This is a genomic window from Halorubrum tropicale, assembly GCF_001280455.1.
Taxonomy (GTDB): Archaea; Halobacteriota; Halobacteria; order Halobacteriales; family Haloferacaceae; genus Halorubrum; species Halorubrum tropicale.
Genome location: NZ_LIST01000001.1, coordinates 692,465 through 715,546, shown reverse-complemented (window position 1 = coordinate 715,546; position 23,082 = coordinate 692,465). Strand labels below are relative to the sequence as shown.

Below are 23,082 nucleotides of genomic sequence, written 5' to 3'. Positions count from 1 at the left end.
CAACGCTTATCAGCGGCCCAACGTGTCACGTACGTATGCGCGTCTCAAGCGGCGTCCCGGGGTTCGACGGCCTCGTCGACGGCGGGTTTCCCGACGGTCGGCTGTACGTGGTGAGCGGGCCGCCCGGGAGCGGCAAAACGACCTTCTGTTCGCAGTTCGCGGCCCAGGGCGCCCGGAACGGCGAAGACGTCCTCTACATCAGCATGCACGAGACCAAGGAGGGGATTCGCGAGGACATGAGCGGCTACGAGTTCGGGTTCGACCGCGCGCTCGACTCCGACCGCGTCACCTTCCTCGACTCCTTCTCGTCGGACGGTCGCCGTTTCTTCGGGCTCCCCGGCGACCGCCGCGACCGGTCCGGCGTCACCAACCGGCTCACCGGCTTCATCAACTCCCGCGACATCGACCGGGTCGTCTTCGACTCGACCATGCTGTTGCGGTTCCTCCTCGACGACGACGAGGACACGATGATCCAGCTGCTCTCCTCGCTGAAGCGGACCGACGCCACGACGCTCCTGATATCGGAGATGACCGACCCGAGCGCCTACTCGGAGGAGCACTACCTCGCGCACGGCGTCGTCTTCATGCACAACTACCTCGAGGACGAGGGGATGCGGCGCGGGATCCAGGTACTGAAGATGCGAGGGACGGACGTCGACACCGACATCCAGGACGTGGAGTTCACCGACGTGGGGCTCCGCGTGGGCTCGGCAGCGACGGTGACGCACTGATGTACGCCCGCACGTTCGGCACTGAGTGGGACGACCTCTCCCGGGAGGAGGCCGTCGAGCGCGCCTTCGCGCTGGGCGTGGCGTCGTGCGTCGGCGACCCCCGGCCGGCGGAGCTGGACCGCGTGCTCCGGGATTTCGACGGCGAGTACGACCGAAGCATCATCCAACTGGCGTACGACCAGGGCCGGACGAAGGCGCTCGAAGCGACGGCGGAGCGGGACGACCCCGAGGCCGACGAGGTCTGGGCGGAGCTGGTCGACGGGCTCGGCGAGCCGCGGGAGTCGCCGGTGCCCGCCGCGCTCCCCGGTGCGATACGCGAGTTGACACTTACCGACGAACCGCCGGAGGGCCCGCCGTCGTCGCTCGACCTCCCCTCGATGCTGCGGAAGTGATCCCTCGGAAGGGTTTTACCCCGCACTCTCTCACACTCGACACATGACCGTGCTTCCCGACGCTGTCCGCGGTGCCGACAGCGTCCTCATCAGCGGTCCCCCGATGAGCGGGAAGTACGACCTGTTCAACCGGCTGCTCGCGGCGTGGTCCGACGGCCCGGTCGTCATCTCGACGGGGCGGACCGCGGAGAAGGTCCGCGACGACTACGAGGGGCTGACGGGACGCGACGGCGACGACGTGGTCGTCATCGACTGCGTCACCCACGAGCAGGGCGACAAGCGCGAGGACACCCCGACGACGAAGTACGTCGCCAGCGCGGGCAACCTCACCGACATCGGGATCAAGTTCACCGACGTCGTCGAGTCCTCGGCGGGCCGCGACCGCGCCGTCGGCGTCTACTCGCTCTCGCAGCTACTCATGTACTGGGAGCCCGAGCGGATCTACCGGTTCACCAGGGTGATGACCTCGCAGACCTCCGGCGAGGGGTGGCCGTTCGTCGGCGTCGTCGGCTCGACCGCCCACGACGAGCAGGTCGTCCACACCCTCCACGAGCCGTTCGAGGTCGTCGTCGAGACCCGCGTGGACGACGACGACCGGGAGTTCCGCGTCCGCGGCCGGGTCGGCAAGCCCTCCGACTGGCGGCCGTTCTGAGCCGCCTCCGAGCCGCCCCCTCGGCGACGCTCCGGTCGGGCGTCGGCCCCGCCTCACCCGACCAGTTCGAACGCCGCGCCGATCGGCGGCGCGTCGACGAGCCCCCAGTAGACGAACCGGTAGCTCCCGGGGCCGAGCGGCGGACAGACCGCCAGGTCGACGCCGTCGACGGCCTCGGCGATGCCCGACTCGGTCAGCGTGACGTCCCAAGCGTACGCCGAACTCGTGTCGAGCGTCGACTCGCTCCGGGGGAGTTCGGCCGCCCGACCGGTCGTCGACCCGCGGACGTCGAGCCACCCCTCGCCCGTCTCGCGCTGGATCGAGTAGGCGGCCTCGCCGCGCGTTGGCGTCGGGGCGTCGCCGGTGTTCCGGAGGACGAGCCGGAACGACTGGCCGTACGTCTCGGCCGTCCCCTCGGAGGAGAGCTCCACGGTGGTCTCGCCCGTCTCGACGAGGGTCTCGGTGACCGGCGCCTCGAACGGCCGATCGAGGCGGACGAACCCGTCGTCGTCGCAGGTCAGCGTCGCCGGCGTGCCCTCGGGACCCTGCGGCCCGTCGCCCGCGGCGAAGTCGAGGCAGCCCGCGGTCGCGAGGGACAGGGCGAGCGCGCCCCCGGCGAGCGCGTCGCGTCGCGTGTGGTCCATACGGGGCGAACGGGCGCCACCGCCATGAACCGCACGCGTCGTCGCGGCGGGCTCCGTCCCGTCGCTCCCGGCGGGCGGCCGCGGCGGTTCGGAACCGCTTTCCCCTCGGCCGGCGGATGGCCTCGCATGGAGCTGTTCGGATCGAGCGGCATCCGCGGGGTCGCGCTGCGGTACCTCACGCCCGCGCTCGTCCTCGACATCGCGAAGGCGGCCGGGACGGTGTGGGACGCCGACCGCGTCGCCGTCGCCCGGGACACGCGGACCACCGGCGAGCTGTTCGCGAACGCGGCCGCGAGCGGGCTCGCCGCGGTCGGCTGCGACGTCGACCGCCTCGGGGTCGTCCCCACGCCGGCGGTCGGCAACTACTGCGAGTCGGCGAGCGTCCCCGCCGTCCTCGTCACCGCCTCGCACAACCCGCCGGAGTTCAACGGGATCAAGCTCGTCGGCGACGACGGCGTCGAGCTCTCCGTCGACGTGTTAGAGCGGATCGAGCGGCGCGTCCTCGACGACGAGTACGACCACGCCGACTGGCGGTCGGCGGGCGCGACGACGCCGGTCGAGGGGGTCGTCGACGACTACGCGGCCCAGCTGACCGCTGCGGTCGACGCCGAGGCGGTCGCCGACGCCGACCTGACGGTCGCGGTCGACCCGGGCCACGGCGCCGCGTCGGTCGCGTCTCCGCGGATCTACCGCGAGCTGGGTTGCGAGGTGCTGACCGCGAACGCGACCCCGGACGGGCGCTTCCCCGGCCGCGACTCCGAGCCGGTGCCCGAGAACCTCGCGGACCTCTCGCGCCTGGTGGCGACCACCGACGCCGACGTGGGGATCGCCCACGACGGGGACGCGGACCGGGCCGTGTTCGTCGACGAGGACGGCGAGTTCGTCGACGGCGACACCTCCTTCGCGGCACTGGCCGACGCCTGCCTCGAACCCGGCGACGCGGTCGTCAGCGCGGTCAACGTCTCCCAGCGGCTCGTCGACGTCTGCGCCGCCAACGACGCCGACCTCGAGTTGACCCCCATCGGGGCCACGAACATCATCACCCGCACCCGCGAGCTCCACGAGGAGGGGACGAACGTCCCCATCGCGGGCGAGGGCAACGGCGGGGTCTTCTTCCCGCCGTACCGGCTCTCGCGGGACGGGGCGTACATCGGCGCGCGGTTCCTCGAACTGCTCGCGGCCGCGGACGGCGCGCCCGTTAGCGAGGTCGTCGCGCCGTACGCCGACTACCACTTCGTGCGGGAGAACGTCGAGTACGCGGACGACGGCGAGCGCGACGAGATGCTCTCTGCCGCGCGGGCGTACGTCGAGACCGCCGAGGCGGAGCCGAACACGACCGACGGCTACCGGCTCGACTACGGCGACGCGTGGGTGCTCGTCCGCCCCTCGGGCACCGAGCCGAAGATCCGGATCTACGCCGAGTCCGCCGACGCCGACCGCGCCGAGCGACTGGCGGCCGACATGCGCGTCGCCGTCGAGAGCGGGCGATAACGCCGGACCTGTTGCGAGTACGATCGCGGTGGCGAGTGCCTGCGAGCGGTCGCTCCCGGCGGCAGCGAGACAGCACGCGCGGGGTCGTCGGGCTGCGCCCGACTGCCAGAGGGGCCGCTGGTCCCTCGCTGGAGTCGGCCGACCGTGGGGAGGCCGACGAGGCCGGGGAGGTGTGAGGTGCTGTGCGGTCGGGCGGGGCTGGTGGTATTCCCCAGCGACCCGTCGGAGCAGTTTGTGAGCGGTTTCAGTCCAGCGCCGCGAGCGCCTCGGCCGCCTCGCGGGCCGCTTCGAGGTGGTCGCGGGCGCGTCGCGGGTCGTCCGTCTCCTCGGCCGCGCGGGCGAAGCGCGTCAGCGTCCGCGTCAGCGACGCGCGGGCCGCGCCGACGCTCTCGGCGTCCGCCGCCGCCGGCGACGGAGACGACCGGGGGGTCTCGGCCTGCGGGTCGTCGGCGGACCGGGCCTCGGTCCCTCGGGACGCCGACCGCTGGGGCGGCGCCGAGGGTTGTGACTGCGCGGGGCTCGACGCGGACGCTCCCGACCGACCGGCGTCGCTCGCGGCGGCGTCGGTCGCGTCCCCACCGACCGCGCCGTTCTCGGCCGCGGCGTCGGCGCCGACCTGCGGGTCCTCGTCGGCTGAGGTCGCGGGCTCGGCGGGTGGAGCGTCGCCCGCATCAGTCGGCGCCTCGCCGGCGTCCGCGGCCGACGCGCCGCCGACCTCGTTCCCGCAGGTGGGGCAGAACTCGCGGCCGTCGTGGCGGAAGATTGGGTCGCCGCACTCCCCGCAGTGGCGGTTCGTCATCGTCGCGCCCTTCAGGAGGAGTTCGGACATCCGCTGGGTGTGCTCGCGCTTCTGCTCGTCCTCGGCGAACTTCTCGCGGAGCTTCTCGCGTTCCGCCTCCTTGTCGAAGCCGTCGCTCATGGGCGGACGAACGTTGTTCGCGGGCAAAAGTCCGGTGGGCTCGGGACGGGCGCCGCGAGGCGGCCGAGAGCCGGCGGCCGCGGCCGGCTACTCCTCCGTAATCGTGCGGTCGTCGGGGTCGAGCTCGCCCCGGTGGATCTTCGCGCCGTCCTGCGCGACCTGCCGCCCGAGCACCGCGCACTTCACGCGCATCGGAGAGATGTCGACGCCGAGCATCTCGGTGACGTCGTCGGTGTCGAGCGCGTCGAGGTCGTCGACGGGCATCCCGTGGAGCCGCTCCGAGAGCATGCTCGCCGAGGCCATCGAGATGGCGCAGCCGTCGCCGGTGAACCGCACCGCCTCGACCGTCTCCTCGGCGTCGTCGAGCCGCACCTCCATCCGGATCGTGTCGCCGCAGGAGGGGTTCTCGCCGACGTGCGTGAAGTCCGGATCCTCGAGTTCCCCGTAGTTGCGCGGGTTCTTGTAGTGGTCGAGGATCTGCTGTCGGTACATGTCCGAGCCCAGTCCCATATCGGTCACAGATACGCCGGTCCGGCTCAAAAGGGTTCCGTCGAGCGGGGTTCGAGGGAATTGTGTCGAGCGTCTATTTATAAACGCAGGGCGGTGCGACGGCGCGTGCCTCCGAGCGCCCGTCGGGCGCGAGGAGCACGCGCGAGGGAGTCGCTGGCGGCGCCAGCCGCCAGCGACGAGGCTGGGGGGGCGTGAGGCTGCGGTTGCGGTGTTGTCGGGGGCGCGACTCGAAGGGGCAGTCGCGAGGCGGGCGCAGGCGACGGAAGGCCCGCAGCGAGCGAGCGGAGCGAACGAGCGAGGACTGCCCCCAGCGTGCGCCCGCCTCGCGACTGAGGCTTCGGTGGTGTTCGCGTCGATCGGCGATTGATAAACCGAGATGTACAGCCGAGCGACTGGGGCTTCGGTGGTGTTCGCGTTGGCGGGTCGCTCTGAGTACAGAGCGCGTATCGGTCGAAACGATCGGAGAAGGGGCGTGATTCGGCCAGCACAGGGAAGCCGCGTGACGGAGCGGAGAGCTAGTGTGACGTGTCGTCGACGAGCCGATGCGTCTCGTCTCGGTCGGCCCGCTCGAACAGCTCCGGACCCGTGGTGTAGAGCAGATACGCGACGCCCGCGAACCCCAGCGCGACGGCCGCGAGGCTCTCGCTGGGAGCGCCGTCGGAGAGGACCAGGTTCGTGAATCCCGTGAGGAACAGCAGGCTCGCGCCCGCCAACATGATCTGCGCGTCGCGAACGCGGAGACCGCCGCCCTCGGTCCGGAAGGCTCGGACCAGCAGGTGAGCGGCGAGAGCGCTTACCCCGATGAACCCGGCCACGGTGGCTCCCTGGAGAACGGTCGAGAGTACTCGATCGGCGATAGCGATCTGTAAGGGGATGAGTTCCGTCCCGGATATCATGACGGTTTATCGGCGCCTGTCGGCATAAATAGCGCTGTGGTGGCTGTTATCCCGGAGATTGGTGATTTGAACGTCGACTAACGGAGAGCGTGGCGGCCCGCTGAACGCAGCGGCGAGTACCCCTCGCTTCTGCGGGAATCAACAACAAGAAGCTGTGCTGGCGAACGGACGGGGCTTCGGAGGCGCCGCCGACGCGCCGAACACCCCGGAAGGGGTCGAACCGACGATTCAGCCTCTCAGACCGCGTGTTCCTCGACCCACGCCGTCAGCTCGTCGCCGGGGACGAACCCATCGGCGCGGCGTGCGACCGGCTCGCCGTCGACGAAGAGGACGAACAGCGGGACGCTCCGCACGTCGAACCGCTCGACCAGCGGCGGGTCGTCGCGGGGGTTCACCAGCCCGACCGCGAGGTCGGCCTCGACGCCGCGAGCGACGTTCCCGATCACCGGTTCCATGCTCGCGCAGATGCCGCAGCCGTCGGTGTAGAACTCCACGAGCGCGACGGCCGCGTCGCCGACGAAGGCGTCGAGGTCGGCCTCGTCCGACAGCGAGACCGGACGCTGAGCGTCCGCGGAGCCGCCGGTCGCTTCGGACGCGTCTGCGGCAGTATTGGATTCCATGCGCACGATCGGTCGCGGACGGGCATAACTGCTTCTGTCGGGAACACCGGCTCCGGAGGTGAAACGGGAAGCGAGGAGAGCGTGAGCGACGGCGCCCGCGTCGCTACGCAGGCCTGTCGCCCTCGGGTTCGGTCCGCCACCCGCCCTTCAGCGTGACGTACCAGACCGAGGCGCCGGCGAGGACGAAGACGGCGGCCATGTAGGGGATGATCGGGAGTTCGATCCCGATGAAATCGAGCACGGTGCGCAGCTCGTAGACGATCACGCCGAAGATCGCGAGCGTGACGAGCAGCCCGCCGCGAGAGATGTCGACGCTCATCGGACCACCTCGGCGAACGCGGCCGACGCGTCGCCGACCGTGCCGGCGAGCGGCTCGATCGCGTTCGCCAACGCGTCGACGAGCGGCACGAGCCACACCGGATAGGTGCCGACGCCGGGTCCGAGGAGCCCGCCGCGGCTGATGATCGCCGCGATCGGGAGGGCGTACGCGAGCACGACCAGCACGACCGCGATGCTCACCCACAGGCGAAGGTTATCGAGCACCTGCGGGGCGTCCTCCGGTCCGGAGACCGGTGTGGGAAGCGTCTCCGCGAGCCCGGAGACCGTCGGGTTCCCCATCGTCAACACGAGGTTCCCGAGGAAGAGGATCGTCGAGATGAAAAGCAGCGTCCCGCCGATCGCGATCTGGATGTTGAGCTCCTCGAACCCGCCGAACATCGTCGGGTAGTCGAAGCCGGTGTACTCCGGTTCGGCGGTCCGGCGCGGCACGCCGAGCAGCCCTTGCGCGTGCATCGCGTTCGACATCAGCGCCATGCCGATGAACCAGAGCACTACCTGGAACAGCCCGATCGTGCGGCTGTAGATCGGTTTGTTGCTGATCTGCGGCCAGATCCAGTACGTCCCGGCCATCATCGTCAGCGCGACCGCGGTCCCGACGGTGAGGTGGAAGTGGCCGGGGACCCACAGCGTGTTGTGGATGAGGTAGTTGATGTTCATCCCGGCGTTCACCATGCCGGAGAAGCCGCCCGCGGCGAACATCAGCCCGGCCAGCATCATACCGGTGAACTCCGGCTTCCGCCACGGGAGGTTCGTGAGCCAGCCCAGCAGTCCGGTACCGCCGTTCTGACGGGCGCCGTACTCGACGCTCGCGACGACGGTGAAGGCGGTGAGCAGGCTCGGCAGTAGCAGGAACATCGTGTTCGTCATCGAGATGAACTTGAACCCCTCCGCGATTCCGGGGTCGAGGTACTGGTGGTGGATCCCGACCGGGGTCGAAAGCAGGAGGAACAGCACGAACACCACGCGAGCGAGCGGGTCGCTGAACAGGCGCCCGCCGGCGATCTTCGGCAGCACGGTGTACCAGAGCATGTACGCCGGCATCAGCCAGAAGTAGACGACCGGGTGGCCGAAGAACCAGAACAGCGTCCGAGTGAGCGTCGGGTTCACCTGGTCGATCAGGCCGAGCGACCACGGGAGCAGGAACAGCAGCACCGAGGCTGCCACGGCGGACGTGGCGATGTACCACATCGTCATCGTCGTCAACACCATGAACGCCTGAAGCGGAATCCGTTGGTCGGGGTGGTCGCTCCGCCACGCGAGGAACGTCCGGAACCAGTCGGCGCCGGCGATCCACGTGCCGACGATGAACACCACGAGCCCCGTGTAAAACAGCGGATGCGCCTGAAGCGGCGCGTAGAAGGTGAACAGCACGTCCGCGCTCATGTCGATGGAGTCGACGAACCCGGCGAGGATCGAGATCCCGGTGAGCGTCATGCCCGCCGCCATCAGACCGTACCACGTCCACGTTATTTTGATGTTGATCAGGGGCCGATCTAGGCTGCGCGTCAGCGCCCAGGTGAACAGCCCGACGAGGAAGAAGATCGTGAAGCTGATCACCATGAAAACGCCGTGTGCGGTGAGAACGGTGTAGTAGTCCGTCGAGGGGATGATGCGCGCGATGTCGGTCCGGTGGAGCGTCTGGACGATCCCGAAGATCGCGCCGAGGAACAGCGCGAAGAAGGCGCTCAGGAAGGCCGCGCGGACGACGCGCGCCTCGTCCGGGAACTTGTCGACGAACGTCCGTTCGGACTCGATGGCGGTGCTCACGCCGAGTCACCCCCGCGGTTCTCGAACTCCGACTGGCTCACGACGTGGATCTTCCCCTCCATGACGTGGTGGCCCGCGCCGCAGTACTCGTTACAGAGGAGCCCGTATTCGGTCGGTTCCGCCGTCTCGACCGTGATCTCGGAAACCTCTCCCGGGACGACCATCGTGTTCGCGTTCGTGCCGACCACCTCGAAGCCGTGGATCACGTCGCGTGAGGTGACGTGTAACGTCACGGTACTGTTCGCCGGCACGACGATCGGGGAGGGTTCGAAACCGAACTGGTAAGCGACGACGTACGCCTCGTACTCGTTTTCGCCCACCTGTTCGACGCGGGGCTCAGAGAACCGCTCGTCCTCGTCGAGCGCCGTCGCGTCGACGGTCTGCTGCGTGTCGGCGACCATCGCTACGCCGGGACCGACCGCCCCGTACGTCACGGTGCCGATGAGCGCGAGGATCAACACGACCGAAAGCGCGAGCCACAGCTTCTCGTACGCATGAATGTGCACGTCTGATCACCCCACCACCACGAGATCCCGCCCGAGGAACTCTACGAAGTAGATATACACCCATGCGAGTACCAATATCGCGAAGTAGATCCCGATCAGCGTGAGCGTGCCGATCGGGTCGAACTCCTCGCCGTCGGCGCCCACGTCGTCTGCGCCGGCGTGTGCGGTCTCGTTTTGTCCCATAGGCGGCGTTATACACAAGGAAACATATAACGTCTACCCGTTCTCGAACCCTGATAACACGGGCATTATATATGCCCGGGGAAGCCTTGCGTCCCGTATGAACTTCTCGATCCAACAGGCCGTGCTCCTCGTCTTGGGCGGGCTCGTCCCCGCGCTGGTGTTTATCGCCGACCGGGCGGAGTTCGTCGTGGCGGTAACGCTGGTGAACGTCCTACTCATCTGGGCGAGCCTCCGGATCGCGACCGGCGGGAGCCTACCGGGGTTCGCCGGTGACGCAGACGAGCCCGAACACGCGTAGCCGAGCCGAATCGCACCGCGGGGACCGGCGGGCCCGCTCCACGGAGCGCTCGGAGAGAACCCGAACGAACCACGCATGACAGACTGCACGCTCTGTGACCTCCCGACCGGGGACGACCCGCACACCGCCCCCGACGTCGACGGCGAGTTCTGCTGCCGCGGCTGTCTGACCGTCGCGCGCTCGCTCGACGGCGTCGAGGACCTCGACGACCTCGACGAGCGGCGCCCGGACGCGACGCCGGGCGACGAGTTCGACGGCGAGACGACGTTCCTCCACGTCGACGGGATGCACTGCGCGACCTGCGAGTCCTTCCTGGAGATGACGGCGGGCGAGCAGGAGGGGGTCGCGGCCGCGGAGGCGAGCTACGCGACCGACACGATCCGCGTCGACTACGACCCGGACACGGTGGACGCGGACGAGCTCCCCGACCGACTCTCCGTCGCGGGGTACGCGGCGAGCGACCGCGCGGACCCGGACGCGGACGAGGACGACGCCGTCGTGCGGTTCCTGATCGGCGGCGGGTTCTTCGGAATGATGGCGATGCTGTGGTACGTCGTCTTCCTGTACCCGACCTACTTCGGGTACGAGCCGATCGTCGACCTGGGCGGCGTCTCCGGCACGTACCTCTTCGCGCAGATCTGGCTGTTCGCCTCGATCGTGCTGTTCTACACCGGCTACCCGATCCTGCGGGGCGCGTACGTGAGCCTCCGGGCGCGACAGCCCAACATGGACCTCCTCGTGTCGCTCGCGGCGACCAGCTCGTACGCGTACAGCACGCTCGCGCTGCTCGTCGGCCGGACCGACCTCTACTTCGACGTGACCATCGCGGTGATCCTCGTCGTCACCGCGGGCAACCACTACGAGTCGATCATCAAGCGCCGCGCGACCGGCATGCTCACCGACCTGACGACGACCGAGGACCGGGCCGTGCGGACCGAAGCGGGAGAGACCGTCGCGGCAGACGCGGTCGACCCCGGCGACCGCCTCCTCGTGCGCCCCGGCGAGCGGGTGCCGTTCGACGGGACCGTCGCCGAGGGGACCGCCGCGGTCGACGAGGCGCTCGTCACCGGCGAGTCGCTCCCGGCGACGAAACGCGAGGGGGACCCGGTCCGCGGGGGGACCGTCGTCACGGACTCGCCGGTCGTCGTCGAGGTCGGCGAGGACGCGGCGAGCACGCTCGACACCCTCGTGCGGCTGCTGTGGGAGATTCAGAGCTCGCGGTCCGGGATCCAGCGCCTCGTCGACCGGCTGGCGACGGTCTTCGTGCCGCTCGTCGTCGCGGTCGCGGCCGTCGGCGCCGCCGCCACGCTGGCGCTCGGATCTGCCCCGATCGACGCCGCGCTCGTCGGGCTGACGGTGCTGATCGTCTCGTGTCCCTGCGCGCTCGGGCTGGCGACCCCGCTCGCCGTCGCCGCCGGGATCCGCGACGCGGCGAAGCGGGGCATCGTCGTCGTCTCCGACGCCGTCTTCGAGTCCGCCGCCGACGTCGACACCGTCGTTCTCGACAAGACCGGCACGCTCACCGACGGCGAGATGCGGCTGCTCGACGCGACGGCGGCCGAGGGGGAGTCGGTCGAGCGCGTGCGGCGGCGCGCCGCGGCCGTCGAGCGCGCGTCGGTCCACCCGGTCGCGGAGGCGATCGTCGCGGGCGTGCTGGGCGACGGGGACCGACCGGCGGGGTCGCGGCCGGCCACCGACGGCGGCGCCGGCGCGACCGACGGCGCGCCGGCCGAGGTCGGCGCGCTCGACCCCCCGTCCGCGACCGGTGTCGACGTGTTCGACCGCGGGGTCGCGGGGCGGGTCGACGGCGACGAGGTCGTCGTCGGCCACCCGGACTGCTTCGACGAGCGCGGCTGGCAGGCGTCCGACCGACTGCGCGAGGCGGGAACGGCCGCCCGCGACCGCGGGAACGTCCCCGTCTACGTCGGCTGGGCGGGTCGGGTGCGCGGGGTCCTCGCCGTCGGCGACGAGGTGCGCGACGGGTGGGAGTCGGTCGTCGCCGACCTCGACGCGGACGGGCGGCGCGTGGTCGTGCTCACCGGCGACGCGCCGGCGGCCGCGGCGCGGTTCGCGGAGCACCCCGCGATCGACGAGGTGTTCGCCGAGGTGCCGCCGGAGGCGAAAGCCGAGACGGTCCGACGGCTGGGGGTCGACGGCCCGGTCGCGATGGTCGGCGACGGGAGCAACGACGCGCCGGCGCTCGCGGCGGCCGACCTCGGCGTCTCGGTCGCCTCGGGCACGGACCTCGCGGCCGACGCCGCGGACGCGGTCCTACTGGAGGACCGGCTCTCGGCGGTGCCGGAGCTGTTCGCGGTCACGCGCGGGACGAACCGGCGCCTGAAACAGAACCTCGGCTGGGCGTTCGTCTACAACGCGGTCGCGATTCCGCTCGCGCTGACGGGCGTCCTCAACCCCCTCTTGGCGGCGCTCGCGATGGCGTCGAGCAGCATCCTGGTGGTGACGAACTCCGCGCGGGCGGTGTTCGACCCGGACTGACGCGGTCAGGTCCCGCCCCGCCCGGAGCGGTCCTCCCCCTGACCGCTGCCCGAGGGGAGGAGCCGGCGTGCCAGCGCGCCGAGTCGCTTGTACGCGAGGTTCACGTACAGCCCCGAGAGGAAGACGAGCCCGACGACGAGCGGCACGTCGTCGACGCCCTGGCCGAGGACGAGGTCCGAGAGCAGGTAGACCCCGACGCCGAGCGGCAGCGCGGCCGGCAGCCGGAGGTTGTACCGGAGGAGCCTGCCGACCGAGGCGTCGAAGCGCTCGATCAGGGCGGTGGAGACGAACCCCAGCGCCCCGAGCAGGCTGAACAGGGGGACGAACGGGGGGACGATCCCGGGCCCGAGACCGTCGATCCCGGCGTACGGCGCGTCGACCGCCACGGAGGCCGCGGCGGTGAGGGCGACGGCGAGGAGGACGTCGCCGGCGACGACGGCGGTTCCGAGCCGGGACCGATACCAGGCCCGCGCGAGCCACGGCCAGTCGTCCCCGCCCGGCGCGGCGTCGCCGCCGAGCGTCGGGTCGTCGGCCCCGGGCGTCGGGTCGTCGGCCGGAGGCTCGCCTCGCTGCCGCTGCGATGAGTCCGACATCGCCGGAACCGTTCGCGGCCGAGCGACAATTAGCTTGTGCCGCGTGAACGAGACGCAAGGATTTCGGGACGGCTCGTCGACGGACCGGCGGCGCCGGAGGCGCGGTCGGGCCGTTACGCGGTCGCGCCGACGTGCGGCTTGACCGCCCGGACGATGGCGTCGACGTCGTACTCGTCTTCGGTCTTGTCGAAGACGACCTCGCCGTCGGCGCGGACGACGAACACGCCGTCGTCGCCGGTCACTAAGGCCACCTCGTCGACGCCCTCGCCGAACTGCTTGAGGATAGCCTCGGAGACATCTTGCGCGCGGTTCAGCATGCCACAGGGGACGCAGTACTCGACTTCGACGCGTGTCATACCGTCCGGTAGAGCGCGAATCGGATTAAAAGGGCTGGTCGCGCCCGGGGCGGCGGCGGGCGCCGACCGGCTCAGACCACCAGCGCGTCGAAGACGACCGCGAACAGCAGCAGCCCGAGGTAGGCGTTCGAGGCGTGGAACGCGCGGAACGCCGCCTTCTCCGTCTGCTCGTAGTGGAGCCGGACGACCGCCCAGAGGAAGGCGGCGCCGACGCCGACGCCGACGACCGCGTACAGCGCGCCGAGCGGGTCGGCGGCCGCGGCGAGCGCGACCGCGGCGACGAGCGTCGCGCCGAGGTACCAGAGGATGTGCCGGCGGGTCGCGGTCTCGCCGCGGACGACGGGCATCATCGGGAAGCCGCCGCGCTCGTAGTCGTCCTTGTACGCCAGCGCGAGGTTGTAGAAGTGCGCGGGCGTCCACAGGAAGATGACGAGGGCGAGCAGCAGCCCGCCGCCGCCGACCTCGCCCGTGACCGCGGCCCAGCCGATGAGCGCGGGGAGCGCGCCGGCCGCGCCGCCGATGACGGTGTTCTGGACCGTGTTCGGCTTGAGGACGAGCGTGTACACGACGCTGTAGAACACGATCGCGACCAGCCCGAGCGCGGCCGTCAGCGGGTTCACGCTCCAGAACAGCCCGAGCGAGACGACCGTGAGGAGGCCGCCGAACGCCAGCGCGTGCGAGACCGGGACGAGGTCGGTCGCGAGCGGGCGGTCGCTGGTGCGTTGCATCCGCTTGTCCACGTCGCGTTCGAGGACGTGGTTGAACGTCCCGGAGGCGCCGATGGAGAGCGCGCCGCCGGCGAGCGTGGCGGCCACGACGCCGGGCGTGAACCCGGTCCCGCCCGCGAGCGCCATCGCGGCCGCGGCGACGAGGCAGAGCAGCCACATCAGCCGCGGCTTCATGAGCCGGAAGTACGCCGCCGCGGTCGCCCGCAGCCGGGGGAGCGTCGCGCTCGGGATGTCCGGCTCCGGCGCCTCCTCGACCGGCGGGAGGTCGTCGGTGCCGGCCTCGAAGTCGTCGGGGGCGTCGTCCGGGACGCCCGTCTCTGCCTCCAGCCACCACGCGAGCGCGGCGAGGACGGCGCCGAAGATGCCGATCCCGAGGAGGAGGTGGGCGGACCCGAGGGCGGCGGGCAGGTCGCCGAGCGCGACGAGCGCCCCGACGCCGGCCTGCGCGGGGTAGACGGCGAGCGCGACCGCGAGGGCGGCGCGGACCCGGCGGTCGGCGCCGTTCCGCCACGCGAGCGCGGCGGAGAGCGCGACGAGGAGGCCGACGACGACCGCGAGGACGCGGTGGCCGAGGGCGATCCAGCCCTCGGTCGCCGTCGGCAGGGCGGCGCCGCTCCCGCAGGCGGGCCAGCCGCCGCAGGCCGCCGCCGCCTCCGTGAGGGAGGTGGTGGCGCCGGCGACGACGAGGAGGTACACGCCCATCGCGGCCGCGGCCAGCACCGCGGGGAACTTGTCGGGAATGTTCACTCACCCCGGTTAGGGAGTCAGTCCATTTAGATGCCGCGCTTCCCCGCCCGCGCGCCGTCAGGCGGGGCCGACCGCCGGGTCACCCCGGCGTCCCGTCCGAGCCGTCGCCGCGCTCGCGGACGATCCGGTCGACGATGTCGCCGCTGGAGAGCAGTTCGTCGTCGTACTTCGGCTCCCGGCCCGACGCGCGCTCGACCCGGCAGTCGATGCCGCGGGCCGCGAGCGCGTCGGCGATGGCGGCCTCGTCGTGGTGCTGGTCGAACCCCAACACGATCACGTCGGGGTCGAGCCGCTCGATGGGGACGAACACGTCCTCCGGGTCGCCGAGGTGCGCCTCGTCGACCGCGGCGAGCGCGGCGACCATGTCGCGCCGCTGGCGGGCGCAGAGCACCGGCGCGGGCTTGTGCGTGACGTTGGTCCGGCGGGCGACGATGGCGTGGAGCTCGTCGCCGTACGTCGCCGCGTCTTCGAGGTAGTGGACGTGACCGGGGTGGAGCAGGTCGAAGGTGCCCTGCGCGACGACCCGCGTCATCGGAACCACGAGAGGAAGCCGCCGCCGTCGCGGTCGTCCAGCTCCCGGTCGATGTCCTCCTGGGTGAAATCGAAGAAGTGCTCGTCGGGCACCGCCACGTCGAGCACGTCGAGGGTCGTCTGCTTCCCCTCGTTGTCGAACGCCTTCCAGTCGCCCCATCCGTAGGGGGCGCCCACGATGATGTGCACCTTCCCCTGCCCGAACGTGGCGAGGTCGGCGTCGCTCGGCCGGAGCGCGCCGTTCGGGTGGGAGTGGACCGAGCCGACGGCGCGCATGTCGTTCGGCTTCATGTTGGTGCGGACGGTGGCGCTCGTCGAGCTCGACTCCGTGCCCGGGATGACGAGCACGTCGGTGATCACCTGTCCGTCTCGGTCGAGGTCGAGTTTCCGGGCGTCGTCCGCGCGGAGGAACCCCATGTACTCGTTGGGGTGGGTCTCCTCGCTCGCCTCGAGGACGAACTCCAGGGTCTCTCGGGCGATACCGAGGAGCTCGTCCGAGCGGAACAGTCGCATGGGTCAGATAAGTCGCCGTCGCCTCATAGGGGTTCCGGACCGCGGGACGCCGGGCGGGCTCCACGCGCCGGGCGTCCGCCGGTCCGCGGGCGAGAGCGCCGAGAGAACAGGCTTAACACCGGCCGTTCCCGATTGCTCTCCATGAGCGAGAACACCGCCGGGGATTCCGGCACGCGGGGCGATTCGAGCCCCGAACCCGACGCCGACGCGGCGGAGGGGGCGGCCGACGACCGGCCGACCGTCTACGACCTGGCGCCCGACTGTACCCTCGGAGACGCCGAGGTCGACGCCCTGTACCACGCCGAGGTCAACGGCGTCGTCGACTACGGCGTGTTCGTCGACCTCTCCGACGCCGTGAGCGGCCTCGTCCACGAGTCGAACCTCGACGGCGACTACGCCGTCGGCGGCCGGCTGATCGTCCGGCTCACCGAGGTGAAGGAGAACGGCGACGTCGCGTTCGACGACGTCGACCCCGACGACTACCGCACCGAGACCGTCGCCCACGAGCCGACGGTCTCGCGGGTTCGCGGCCTCGCGCCGGGCGACGAGGCGACCGTCGAGGGCGAGGTCGTCCAGGCGAAACAGACCGGCGGCCCCACCATCTTCGCCGTCGCGGACGCCTCCGGGGTCGTCTCCTGTGCCGCCTTCGAGTCCGCCGGCGTCCGGGCGTACCCGGAGGTCGAGGTCGGCGACATGGTCCACGTCTCGGGGACGATCGAGAGCCGCGAGGACGCCCTCCAGCTGGAGGTCGACTCGCTGAAGCGCCTCCCCGACGGCCGCGCCGCCGAGGCCCGCGAGCGCTTCGAGGCCGCCCTCGACGAGCGCGCCGAGCCCGCCGACGTCGACCCCCTCGTCGAGTGGGAGGCGTTCGAGCCCATCCACGAGGACCTCCGCGACCTCGCGCGGCTGCTCCGCCGGACCGTCCTCGCCGGCCGCCCGATCCGCGTCCGGCACCACGCCGACGGCGACGGGATGTGCGCCGCGATCCCGGTCCAGCTCGCCGTCGAGAACTTCGTCCGGGAGGTCCACGGCGACCCCGACGCGCCGCGGCACCTGTTCAAGCGGCTCCCGAGCAAGGCCCCCTACTACGAGATGGAGGACGTCACCCGGGACCTCAACTTCGCTCTGGAGGGCCGCGCGCGCCACGGACAGAAGCTCCCCTTCCTCCTCATGTTAGACAACGGGTCGACCGAGGAGGACGTGCCGGCCTACGAGAACCTCGCGCACTACGACATCCCCATCGCGGCCGTCGACCACCACCACCCGGACCCCGAGGCGGTCGAGCCGCTGCTCGACGCCCACGTGAACCCCTACCTCCACGGCGAGGACTACCGGGTCACCACCGGGATGATGTGCGTCGAGCTCGCGCGCCTCATCGACCCGTCGCTCACCGAGGAGCTCGAACACGTGCCGGCGGTCGCCGGGCTCTCCGACCGCTCGAAGGCGGAGGCGATGGACGACTACGTCGCGCTCGCCGAGGGCGCCGGCTACGACGAGTCCGACCTCCTCGACATCGGCGAGGCGCTCGACTACGCCGCCTACTGGCTCCGCTACTCCGAGGGGAAGACGCTGGTCAACGACGCCCTCAACGTGGGCTGCGACGACGAGGAGCGGCACGAGGAGCTCGTCGAGTTCCTCTCTGAGCGCGCCGAGCGCGACGTGGAGCGCCAGCTCGACGCGGTCGACGACCACGTCGAACACGAGCGGCTCGCCTCCGGCGCGCACCTCTACCGGATCGACTTAGACGAGTACGCCCACCGCTTCACCTACCCCGCGCCGGGCAAGACCACCGGCGAGCTCCACGACGAGAAGGTGACCGAGACCGGCGACCCCGTCATCACCATCGGCTACGGCCCCGACTTCTGCGTCCTCCGCTCGGACGGGGTCCGGCTCGACATCCCGAACATGGTGACCGAGCTGAACGAGGAGCTGCCCGAGGCGGGCGTCTCGGGCGGCGGCCACCTCGTCGTCGGCTCCATCAAGTTCGTGAAGGGCCGCCGGAGCGAGGTGATCGAGGCGCTCGTCGAGAAGATGGCGGGCGCGGAGATCGACGAGGCGCTCTCCTCGACCATCGCGCTCGACGACTGACCCGGCGGTCGCGACCGCTGTCCGGCGCCGCGGTCGGAAAGCCGTTCGCCGCGGCCTCGCTTCTCAGCCGAACGCGATCTCCCGTCGAGCGACGGCGCTGGCCCCCGCGAGCGCGACCCCGAGGCCGGCGGCGAAACCGACCGGCAGCTGGACGCCACCGCCGCGCCAGTCCGCGGCGTACGCCCGGGCGTAGAAGTCCGCGGCCGACTCGCTCTCTATCGCGAGCAGCACCTCCCGGTTGTTCGTCGCCGCGCTCGGGTTCCAGTTGAGGCTGCCGACGACCGCCGCGTCGTCGACGACGAGCCCCTTCGCGTGGACCTTCCCGAACCGGCCGCGCGGCGCCGCGAGGTCGACCGCGATCGGTTCGTCGGCGAGCCTCGCCGAGAGGTTCCGGTTCGCCTCGCGGTCGTACCAGGCGTCCGAGAGCAGCAGGTGGACGTCGACCCCGCGGTCCGCGGCGCGCCGGAGCGCGCGGACGATCCGGTCGTTCGGCCCGCCGACCCGCGGCACGACCGCGAGCACGCGCTCGTCGGCGGCGTCGATCCGGGCGACGATCCGGTCGGCGGCGTTCCCCGGCGCCGTCAGGAGCGTCACGTCGGCCGTCGACGGCGCCGCGGGCGCCTCGAACCGCGTCGGGTAGGAGCCGTTCGCGCGACCGCCGTCGTGGAACTCGGTGTCGGCGCGGAAGGCGCGCCACGGCCGCGCGTCGCGCGCCTCGAAGTCGGCCAGGAACAGTTCCGCGAGGTCGTCCGCGACGCCCGCGTCGCGGTCGGCACCGCCCCCGACACCGGCGTCGGTCCCGCCCGCGGCGCCGTGGTCACCCCCGACGAGGACGCCCCACCCGCGGTTGCCGTGCCCGCCCGTGCCGGACGGCTTCCAGTTCTCCGTGAGGACGACGGCGCGGCCGTCGGCGACCGCGTACTTCGGGTGGTGGAACCGGAACCGCTCGACCTCGCCGTCGAGGACTCGGACCGCGACGCCGGCGGCCGTCAGCCGGTCGACCAGCGCCGCGCTCCGGGTCGAGAACCCCCCGACCGGCGACCCCTCTAACAGCACCCGGACCCGCACGCCGCGGTCGGCGGCCGCGACGAGCGCGTCGGCGACCCGCTCCGAGGTCAGCGTGTAGCCGGCCAGGAACAGCCGCTCGTCCGCGGCCCGGAGCGGCTCGACCGGCATCCCGGGACTGTCCGGGAGGACGAAGGGAGTCACGGCGGCGTCGGCGGTCGGCTCCGGGGAGCGGGAGTCGTAGCCGCGCGGGCGCCACTCCCCCCAGTCGGCGCGCCAGCGGTGCCCCTCGGGCGCGCGGTCGTACGCGACCACGGCGACCGCCGTGCCGTTCCGGCGGAGCTCGATCCGGTCGCCCGACGCGGCGAGCGGGAAGTGGTCGTCGAGCGCGCGGAGCGTCGGGTCCCCGGTGCCGCCGTCGCCGGCGACCGCGGTCTCGTCGGCGAGCAGCGGCGTCGCGTTCGCGGGGTCCGTCGAGAGGGCGACGACGCCGCTGGCGTTCGCCGGGATCTCGGCCTCGTGGTAGCCGTCCGAGAGCGACCAGTTGCCGCGCTCGGGGAGCCGGACGACGAGGTACTCGCCGCGGTTCTCCGCGGCCGCCGGGTTCGGGAACAGCTCGACGATCCGCGGCGTCGTCGAGACGAGCGTTAGGTTCGCCGCGCTCCCGTTCGAGCGTTCGGCGGCACCGCCGGAGTCGACGGCGGCGGCCGGCGAGCCGGGGCCGGCGCCGCCCGCGGCCGCGACCGGGACGAGGGCCGCGAGAGCGAGCAGCCCGAGCGCGACGGCGGCGACGCTCACAGTCGCGTCGCCTGCGCAGGGAGATGAAACGAACGCCACGCCGGGTCTCGCCCCGGCTTCCGATAAGAAGGGTCGGCCGAACGGCGGGCCGCGTCAGGCGGTCGGGGCGGGCTCGGCGCCGTCGTCGAGCGCGTCGCGCGCCTTCTCGCCCTCGGTCGAGACGACGAAGGAGCGCTCGTCGGCGTACTCGGCGACCGCTTCGAGCGCCTCGCGGGTGCCGATCTGCCGGAGCGCCCAGCCGGCGGCGGCGCGGACGTCGTCGGACGGGTGCGCCTCGAGCGCGTCGGCGAGGGGATCAACCGCGCGGGTGTCGCCGATCAGGCCCAGCGCGCGGGCGGCGTGGGGGCGGACGAGCTCGTCGGTGTCGCCGTCGGGGTCGAGCTGGTTCGCGAGAGGCTGGACGGCCTCCGGGGCGCCGATCTCGCCGAGCGCCTTGAACACCGCCTTCTGGAGCTGCGGGTTCGAGTCCTCGTCGACGTACTCGACGAGGGTGTCGGTCGCCTCCTCGGCGGCCATCTTCCCGAGGATCCGGATCGCGGGGCGGTCGCGCTTCTCGGCGCGGCCGAGGATCTCCTCGACGGACGCCTCGGTCTTTCCGCGCTTGCCCATCCGCTCGAACGCCTCCAGGCAGTGGCGCTCCATGAACTCGGACTGGAGCGAGTCGAGCGCGAGCAGGATCATGTCGACGTTGCCTCGCGCCTCGTGCTCCTTCAGCGCGGACCACTCGACCGGGAAGTCCTTGTAGTGGCCGAGCACGTCGTAGTACCCCTGCGCGCGGAGCTGCTCGTGGGTCTCGAGGTCGTCCCACTCCTCGGCGTCGTCGAGGGCGGCCTCCAACTCGTCGGTCGCCGCGAGCAACGCCGCGATGGCGTCCGCGTCGTCGTCCGCGTCGAAGCCGGCCTCGACGACCGTCGCCGCGACGGCGTCGAGCGCGGCGGTGAGCTGATCGACGGGGATCGGCTCCGCGGCGTCGGTTTCCTCGTCGTCCGCGGGCTCCGCCAGGAGCGCCTCGGGGTCCTCCTCCGCCTCCTCGATCGCGTCGGGAGCGGCGTCGTCGATAGCGTCGGCAGCCTCGTCGACGAACGACGTGACGGCTGCCGCGACGGCGTCGTGGCCCGCCTCGGTCCACTCGGTGTCCGCGACCGTCCCGGACGCGGCCTCGACCGCGTCGGCGACGTCCTCGCCGTATGGGCCGCGGGCGTCGTCGACGCCGTCGCGGAGCTCCGCGACGCGGTCCTCGAGGTCGCCGCGGGGGTCGTCGGCGTCCTCGTCGTCCTCGTCCGGCTCGGGGAGGTCCGCGTCCTCGATGCCGGTCGCCGCGTCGTCTAAGAGCGCCTCGACGTCGTCGAGGTCGGCCTCCGTCTCGGCGGCCTCGAGCCGGTCGGCGATCTCGTCGAGGTACTCGTTCAGGGACTCCTCGGTCGCGTCATCGGGGAGCGTCGGGGCGGCCGTCTCCGTCGACTCGTCGGCGTCCCCGCCGTCGTCCGCGGCCTCGGCCTCCTCGGAGGCGTCGGCCGGGTCGTCGTCGCCGTTGCTCATATACCACGAACTCCGTGTGTAGTCCATTAAGAGGTTTCCCTTCGCGGGCGCCGGGCGACCGCGTGCGGGGGCGAAACGGTGCGCTCGCCGGGCCGGACGGGCGCGCCGGTCCCCGACTCGCCTCTCACCGGAACCCCACCCCGGCGCGGGGCGGTCGACCGCTCGCCGCCCCGGATCGAACCGGCGGACCGCGCCTCGATTCGAGAGTCGTGTTCACGACCAGCACACTTTTATTATCGCCTTCTAATACCGTAACGATTCGATGCTGGACGTCGACCGCGAGGCGATCACCGACGGGCCGGTCGGGCGGGTGCTGCTGGCTCTCGCCGCGCCGCTCGTCGCGCAGAACGTCGTCTACGTCGCCAACGCGCTGGTCGACACGTTCTGGCTCGGGCGGGTGGGCGAGGACGCGGTCGCCGCCGTCGGGCTCAGCCTCCCGGTCCAGTCGCTGCTCGGCGCGACGGTCGTGATCGGCGCGGTCGGCACCCAGATCCTCGTCTCGCAGCGCGCCGGCGACGGCGACGAGGCGGGCGCGCGCCGGGTCGCGGTCAACGGGGCGCTGGTCGCGCTCGCCGTCACCGCGGCGGTCGCGCTCCCGGTGGTCGCCTACGCCGACGAGGTCGCGGCGCTGCTCGGCGCCGACCCCGCGCTCGCCGGCGCGACCGCGACGTACCTCGCGATCGTGACCGCCGTCCTCCCGGTGGGCGCGGTCGGCGACACCGTCGAGAACTGCTTCACGGCGTACGGCGACACCCGCGCGGTGTTCCACGTGACCCTCGTGGGCGTCCTCGTCAACGCCGTCGCCGCGCCGGTCCTCATCTTCGGCGTCGGTCCGGCGCCGGAGCTCGGCGTGGCGGGCGCCGCACTCGGCACCGCGCTCGCGGGCGTCGCCGGCCTCCTGTGGGTCCTCGGCTACGCCGCGGGGATCGGCCGCGACACCTTCCGACTCACCCGGGACGCGTTCGCGCTCGACGCCGCGACCGTCCGCGAGGTCGTCGCCGTCGGCCTCCCGCTCGGCGGCCAACGCGGCGTGAGCGAGCTGGTCCGCGTCCTCGTCGTCGGCCTCGTCGCGGTCGCCGGCGGCGCGGCGGGCGTCGCGGCGTACACGGTCGGCGCCCGGGTCGCGACGCTCGCGGTCGTCCCGGCGCTCGGGATGCAGCAGGCCGCGCAGTCGATGATCGGACAGAACCTCGGCGCGGCCGCCCCCGAACGCGCCCGCCGGACGACCACGGTCGGCACCGGGATGGTCGTCGCGGGGTTCCTCGCGCTCGGCGCCCTACAGCTCCTGTTCGCCGGCGAGATCGCGGACCTCCTCGCGCCCGACCTCACCGCGACCGGGCGCGACCTCGCGGTCACCTACCTCCGGATCCTCGGCGCCTCCTACTGGGCGCTCGGCGGTACCTACACGCTGTTGGCCGGGTTCAACGGCGCCTCCCGCACCCGGACCTCCTTCGTCGCGGACCTGGTCAAGTACTGGGCGGTCCGGCTCCCCATCGCGGTCGCGGCCGTCCCGGTCGCGACGACGGTCGGCGCGTTCGGCGTCACCGTGACGCCCGGGCTCGGCTGGGGGGTCGAGGCCGTCTTCTGGGCGGTCGCGGCCTCGAACGTCCTCGGGTTCCTCGGGCTCAGCGCGTACTTCCTGTACACCACTCGCCGCGGCATGTTCGCGAACGCCGCCGAGCGCGCGGCCGGCGGCGAGGCCGACGCGACCGCCCCGGAGGCGGCGGACGACGACTGACG

General features: G+C 71.9%; 24 protein-coding genes. 8 read left to right on the top strand and 16 right to left on the bottom strand.

The genetic code is table 11. The features are described from left to right. Window positions 1-35 precede the first annotated feature (35 nt). The 3 genes from AMR74_RS03405 to AMR74_RS03395 are packed head-to-tail and all read left to right on the top strand — an operon-like array spanning window position 36 to window position 1,775. The gene (locus tag AMR74_RS03405; RefSeq protein ID WP_053770645.1) at window positions 36-731 is read left to right on the top strand and encodes an RAD55 family ATPase; all 696 of its coding nucleotides are present in this window, start codon (window positions 36-38) and stop codon (window positions 729-731) included. Beyond that, window positions 731-1,123 carry a hypothetical protein gene (locus AMR74_RS03400; RefSeq protein WP_053770644.1) on the top strand — a complete coding sequence of 131 codons (393 nt, stop codon included), beginning with the start codon at window positions 731-733 and terminating at the stop codon, window positions 1,121-1,123. Before AMR74_RS03405 ends, AMR74_RS03400 begins: the two co-directional genes overlap by 1 nt. A 43-nt stretch (window positions 1,124-1,166) precedes the next feature. Further along, window positions 1,167-1,775: a DUF7504 family protein gene (locus tag AMR74_RS03395; RefSeq protein WP_053770643.1), complete on the top strand. Its 609-nt coding sequence runs from the start codon at window positions 1,167-1,169 to the stop codon at window positions 1,773-1,775. A gap of 53 nt (window positions 1,776-1,828) precedes the next feature. Here the strand turns inward: AMR74_RS03395 and AMR74_RS03390 are convergent, their stop codons facing one another. Beyond that, window positions 1,829-2,419 (bottom strand): hypothetical protein, encoded by a 591-nt coding sequence (locus AMR74_RS03390; RefSeq protein WP_053770642.1) that lies wholly within the window; start codon window positions 2,417-2,419, stop codon window positions 1,829-1,831. Between the two features lie 126 nt (window positions 2,420-2,545). On the opposite strand from AMR74_RS03390, the gene glmM reads away from it, so the two are divergent. Continuing rightward, complete coding sequence (gene glmM, locus AMR74_RS03385) at window positions 2,546-3,910, top strand: phosphoglucosamine mutase (RefSeq protein WP_053770641.1); 1,365 nt, start codon at window positions 2,546-2,548, stop codon at window positions 3,908-3,910. A gap of 244 nt (window positions 3,911-4,154) precedes the next feature. On the opposite strand, the gene AMR74_RS03380 is transcribed toward glmM, so the two are convergent. The 8 genes from AMR74_RS03380 to AMR74_RS18970 form a co-directional block, all read right to left on the bottom strand. Beyond that, complete coding sequence (locus AMR74_RS03380) at window positions 4,155-4,829, bottom strand: Sjogren's syndrome/scleroderma autoantigen 1 family protein (protein ID WP_053770640.1); 675 nt, start codon at window positions 4,827-4,829, stop codon at window positions 4,155-4,157. Window positions 4,830-4,916: 87 nt separating this feature from the next. Next, a complete protein-coding gene (locus AMR74_RS03375) occupies window positions 4,917-5,339 on the bottom strand; it encodes an iron-sulfur cluster assembly scaffold protein (RefSeq protein WP_053770639.1) in 423 nt (140 codons plus the stop codon). A 515-nt stretch (window positions 5,340-5,854) separates the two neighbouring features. Continuing rightward, entirely contained in the window at window positions 5,855-6,235 is a 381-nt protein-coding gene (locus AMR74_RS03370; RefSeq protein WP_053770638.1) for a hypothetical protein, read from the bottom strand. A 236-nt stretch (window positions 6,236-6,471) separates the two neighbouring features. Further along, complete coding sequence (locus AMR74_RS03365) at window positions 6,472-6,855, bottom strand: thioredoxin family protein (RefSeq protein WP_053770637.1); 384 nt, start codon at window positions 6,853-6,855, stop codon at window positions 6,472-6,474. Between the two features lie 103 nt (window positions 6,856-6,958). Continuing rightward, complete coding sequence (locus tag AMR74_RS03360) at window positions 6,959-7,174, bottom strand: hypothetical protein (protein WP_053770636.1); 216 nt, start codon at window positions 7,172-7,174, stop codon at window positions 6,959-6,961. Continuing rightward, window positions 7,171-8,961 carry a b(o/a)3-type cytochrome-c oxidase subunit 1 gene (locus tag AMR74_RS03355; protein WP_053770635.1) on the bottom strand — a complete coding sequence of 597 codons (1,791 nt, stop codon included), beginning with the start codon at window positions 8,959-8,961 and terminating at the stop codon, window positions 7,171-7,173. Before AMR74_RS03355 ends, AMR74_RS03360 begins: the two co-directional genes overlap by 4 nt. Further along, window positions 8,958-9,467 (bottom strand): cytochrome c oxidase subunit II, encoded by a 510-nt coding sequence (locus AMR74_RS03350; protein WP_053770634.1) that lies wholly within the window; start codon window positions 9,465-9,467, stop codon window positions 8,958-8,960. The genes AMR74_RS03355 and AMR74_RS03350 overlap by 4 nt, the downstream gene beginning before the upstream one ends. A 6-nt stretch (window positions 9,468-9,473) precedes the next feature. After that, window positions 9,474-9,650 carry a hypothetical protein gene (locus AMR74_RS18970; protein WP_167551887.1) on the bottom strand — a complete coding sequence of 59 codons (177 nt, stop codon included), beginning with the start codon at window positions 9,648-9,650 and terminating at the stop codon, window positions 9,474-9,476. A 97-nt stretch (window positions 9,651-9,747) separates the two neighbouring features. Here AMR74_RS18970 and AMR74_RS03345 point away from each other — a divergent pair, with 97 nt between their 5' ends. Both AMR74_RS03345 and AMR74_RS03340 read left to right on the top strand, forming a co-directional pair. Beyond that, window positions 9,748-9,948 (top strand): hypothetical protein, encoded by a 201-nt coding sequence (locus AMR74_RS03345; RefSeq protein WP_053770633.1) that lies wholly within the window; start codon window positions 9,748-9,750, stop codon window positions 9,946-9,948. 75 nt (window positions 9,949-10,023) lie between these two features. After that, complete coding sequence (locus tag AMR74_RS03340; protein ID WP_053770632.1) at window positions 10,024-12,444, top strand: heavy metal translocating P-type ATPase; 2,421 nt, start codon at window positions 10,024-10,026, stop codon at window positions 12,442-12,444. Window positions 12,445-12,449: 5 nt separating this feature from the next. Here the strand turns inward: AMR74_RS03340 and AMR74_RS03335 are convergent, their stop codons facing one another. The 5 genes from AMR74_RS03335 to AMR74_RS03315 form a co-directional block, all read right to left on the bottom strand. Then, window positions 12,450-13,037, bottom strand: a complete 588-nt coding sequence (locus AMR74_RS03335; protein WP_053770631.1) for a hypothetical protein — start codon at window positions 13,035-13,037, stop codon at window positions 12,450-12,452. Window positions 13,038-13,150: 113 nt separating this feature from the next. After that, on the bottom strand, window positions 13,151-13,393 hold the full coding sequence (locus AMR74_RS03330; protein WP_053770630.1) for a SelT/SelW/SelH family protein: 243 nt from the start codon (window positions 13,391-13,393) through the stop codon (window positions 13,151-13,153). 71 nt (window positions 13,394-13,464) lie between these two features. Next, window positions 13,465-14,868 carry a heme o synthase gene (locus AMR74_RS03325; protein WP_053770629.1) on the bottom strand — a complete coding sequence of 468 codons (1,404 nt, stop codon included), beginning with the start codon at window positions 14,866-14,868 and terminating at the stop codon, window positions 13,465-13,467. Window positions 14,869-14,947: 79 nt separating this feature from the next. After that, window positions 14,948-15,400: an adenylyltransferase/cytidyltransferase family protein gene (locus tag AMR74_RS03320; protein WP_053770986.1), complete on the bottom strand. Its 453-nt coding sequence runs from the start codon at window positions 15,398-15,400 to the stop codon at window positions 14,948-14,950. Continuing rightward, on the bottom strand, window positions 15,397-15,912 hold the full coding sequence (locus AMR74_RS03315; RefSeq protein ID WP_053770628.1) for a Mov34/MPN/PAD-1 family protein: 516 nt from the start codon (window positions 15,910-15,912) through the stop codon (window positions 15,397-15,399). Before AMR74_RS03315 ends, AMR74_RS03320 begins: the two co-directional genes overlap by 4 nt. 141 nt (window positions 15,913-16,053) lie before the next feature. Here AMR74_RS03315 and AMR74_RS03310 point away from each other — a divergent pair, with 141 nt between their 5' ends. After that, window positions 16,054-18,000 (top strand): DHH family phosphoesterase, encoded by a 1,947-nt coding sequence (locus tag AMR74_RS03310; protein WP_053770627.1) that lies wholly within the window; start codon window positions 16,054-16,056, stop codon window positions 17,998-18,000. A 63-nt stretch (window positions 18,001-18,063) separates the two neighbouring features. Here the strand turns inward: AMR74_RS03310 and AMR74_RS03305 are convergent, their stop codons facing one another. Together AMR74_RS03305 and AMR74_RS03300 are read right to left on the bottom strand one after the other, a co-directional pair. Then, on the bottom strand, window positions 18,064-19,776 hold the full coding sequence (locus AMR74_RS03305) for a phospholipase D-like domain-containing protein (protein ID WP_053770985.1): 1,713 nt from the start codon (window positions 19,774-19,776) through the stop codon (window positions 18,064-18,066). A 120-nt stretch (window positions 19,777-19,896) separates the two neighbouring features. Continuing rightward, a complete protein-coding gene (locus AMR74_RS03300; protein WP_053770626.1) occupies window positions 19,897-21,342 on the bottom strand; it encodes a HEAT repeat domain-containing protein in 1,446 nt (481 codons plus the stop codon). A gap of 262 nt (window positions 21,343-21,604) precedes the next feature. Here AMR74_RS03300 and AMR74_RS03295 point away from each other — a divergent pair, with 262 nt between their 5' ends. After that, window positions 21,605-23,080, top strand: coding sequence for an MATE family efflux transporter (locus tag AMR74_RS03295; protein ID WP_053770625.1), 1,476 nt, complete (start codon window positions 21,605-21,607; stop codon window positions 23,078-23,080). Window positions 23,081-23,082 lie beyond the last annotated feature (2 nt).

Bases quoted from the DNA above. Each gene is read 5' to 3' on its own strand.
- AMR74_RS03340 (WP_053770632.1), top strand. From the start codon at position 10,024: ATGACAGACTGCACGCTCTGTGACCTCCCGACCGGGGACGACCCGCAC.
- AMR74_RS03320 (WP_053770986.1), bottom strand. From the start codon at position 15,400: ATGACGCGGGTCGTCGCGCAGGGCACCTTCGACCTGCTCCACCCCGGT.
- glmM (WP_053770641.1), top strand. From the start codon at position 2,546: ATGGAGCTGTTCGGATCGAGCGGCATCCGCGGGGTCGCGCTGCGGTAC.
- AMR74_RS03310 (WP_053770627.1), top strand. From the start codon at position 16,054: ATGAGCGAGAACACCGCCGGGGATTCCGGCACGCGGGGCGATTCGAGC.
- AMR74_RS03335 (WP_053770631.1), bottom strand. From the start codon at position 13,037: ATGTCGGACTCATCGCAGCGGCAGCGAGGCGAGCCTCCGGCCGACGAC.
- AMR74_RS03315 (WP_053770628.1), bottom strand. From the start codon at position 15,912: ATGCGACTGTTCCGCTCGGACGAGCTCCTCGGTATCGCCCGAGAGACC.
- AMR74_RS03330 (WP_053770630.1), bottom strand. From the start codon at position 13,393: ATGACACGCGTCGAAGTCGAGTACTGCGTCCCCTGTGGCATGCTGAAC.
- AMR74_RS03370 (WP_053770638.1), bottom strand. From the start codon at position 6,235: ATGATATCCGGGACGGAACTCATCCCCTTACAGATCGCTATCGCCGAT.
- AMR74_RS03375 (WP_053770639.1), bottom strand. From the start codon at position 5,339: ATGGGACTGGGCTCGGACATGTACCGACAGCAGATCCTCGACCACTAC.
- AMR74_RS03390 (WP_053770642.1), bottom strand. From the start codon at position 2,419: ATGGACCACACGCGACGCGACGCGCTCGCCGGGGGCGCGCTCGCCCTG.
- AMR74_RS03395 (WP_053770643.1), top strand. From the start codon at position 1,167: ATGACCGTGCTTCCCGACGCTGTCCGCGGTGCCGACAGCGTCCTCATC.
- AMR74_RS03380 (WP_053770640.1), bottom strand. From the start codon at position 4,829: ATGAGCGACGGCTTCGACAAGGAGGCGGAACGCGAGAAGCTCCGCGAG.
- AMR74_RS03400 (WP_053770644.1), top strand. From the start codon at position 731: ATGTACGCCCGCACGTTCGGCACTGAGTGGGACGACCTCTCCCGGGAG.
- AMR74_RS03300 (WP_053770626.1), bottom strand. From the start codon at position 21,342: ATGAGCAACGGCGACGACGACCCGGCCGACGCCTCCGAGGAGGCCGAG.
- AMR74_RS18970 (WP_167551887.1), bottom strand. From the start codon at position 9,650: ATGGGACAAAACGAGACCGCACACGCCGGCGCAGACGACGTGGGCGCC.
- AMR74_RS03360 (WP_053770636.1), bottom strand. From the start codon at position 7,174: ATGAGCGTCGACATCTCTCGCGGCGGGCTGCTCGTCACGCTCGCGATC.
- AMR74_RS03295 (WP_053770625.1), top strand. From the start codon at position 21,605: ATGCTGGACGTCGACCGCGAGGCGATCACCGACGGGCCGGTCGGGCGG.
- AMR74_RS03365 (WP_053770637.1), bottom strand. From the start codon at position 6,855: ATGGAATCCAATACTGCCGCAGACGCGTCCGAAGCGACCGGCGGCTCC.
- AMR74_RS03345 (WP_053770633.1), top strand. From the start codon at position 9,748: ATGAACTTCTCGATCCAACAGGCCGTGCTCCTCGTCTTGGGCGGGCTC.
- AMR74_RS03405 (WP_053770645.1), top strand. From the start codon at position 36: ATGCGCGTCTCAAGCGGCGTCCCGGGGTTCGACGGCCTCGTCGACGGC.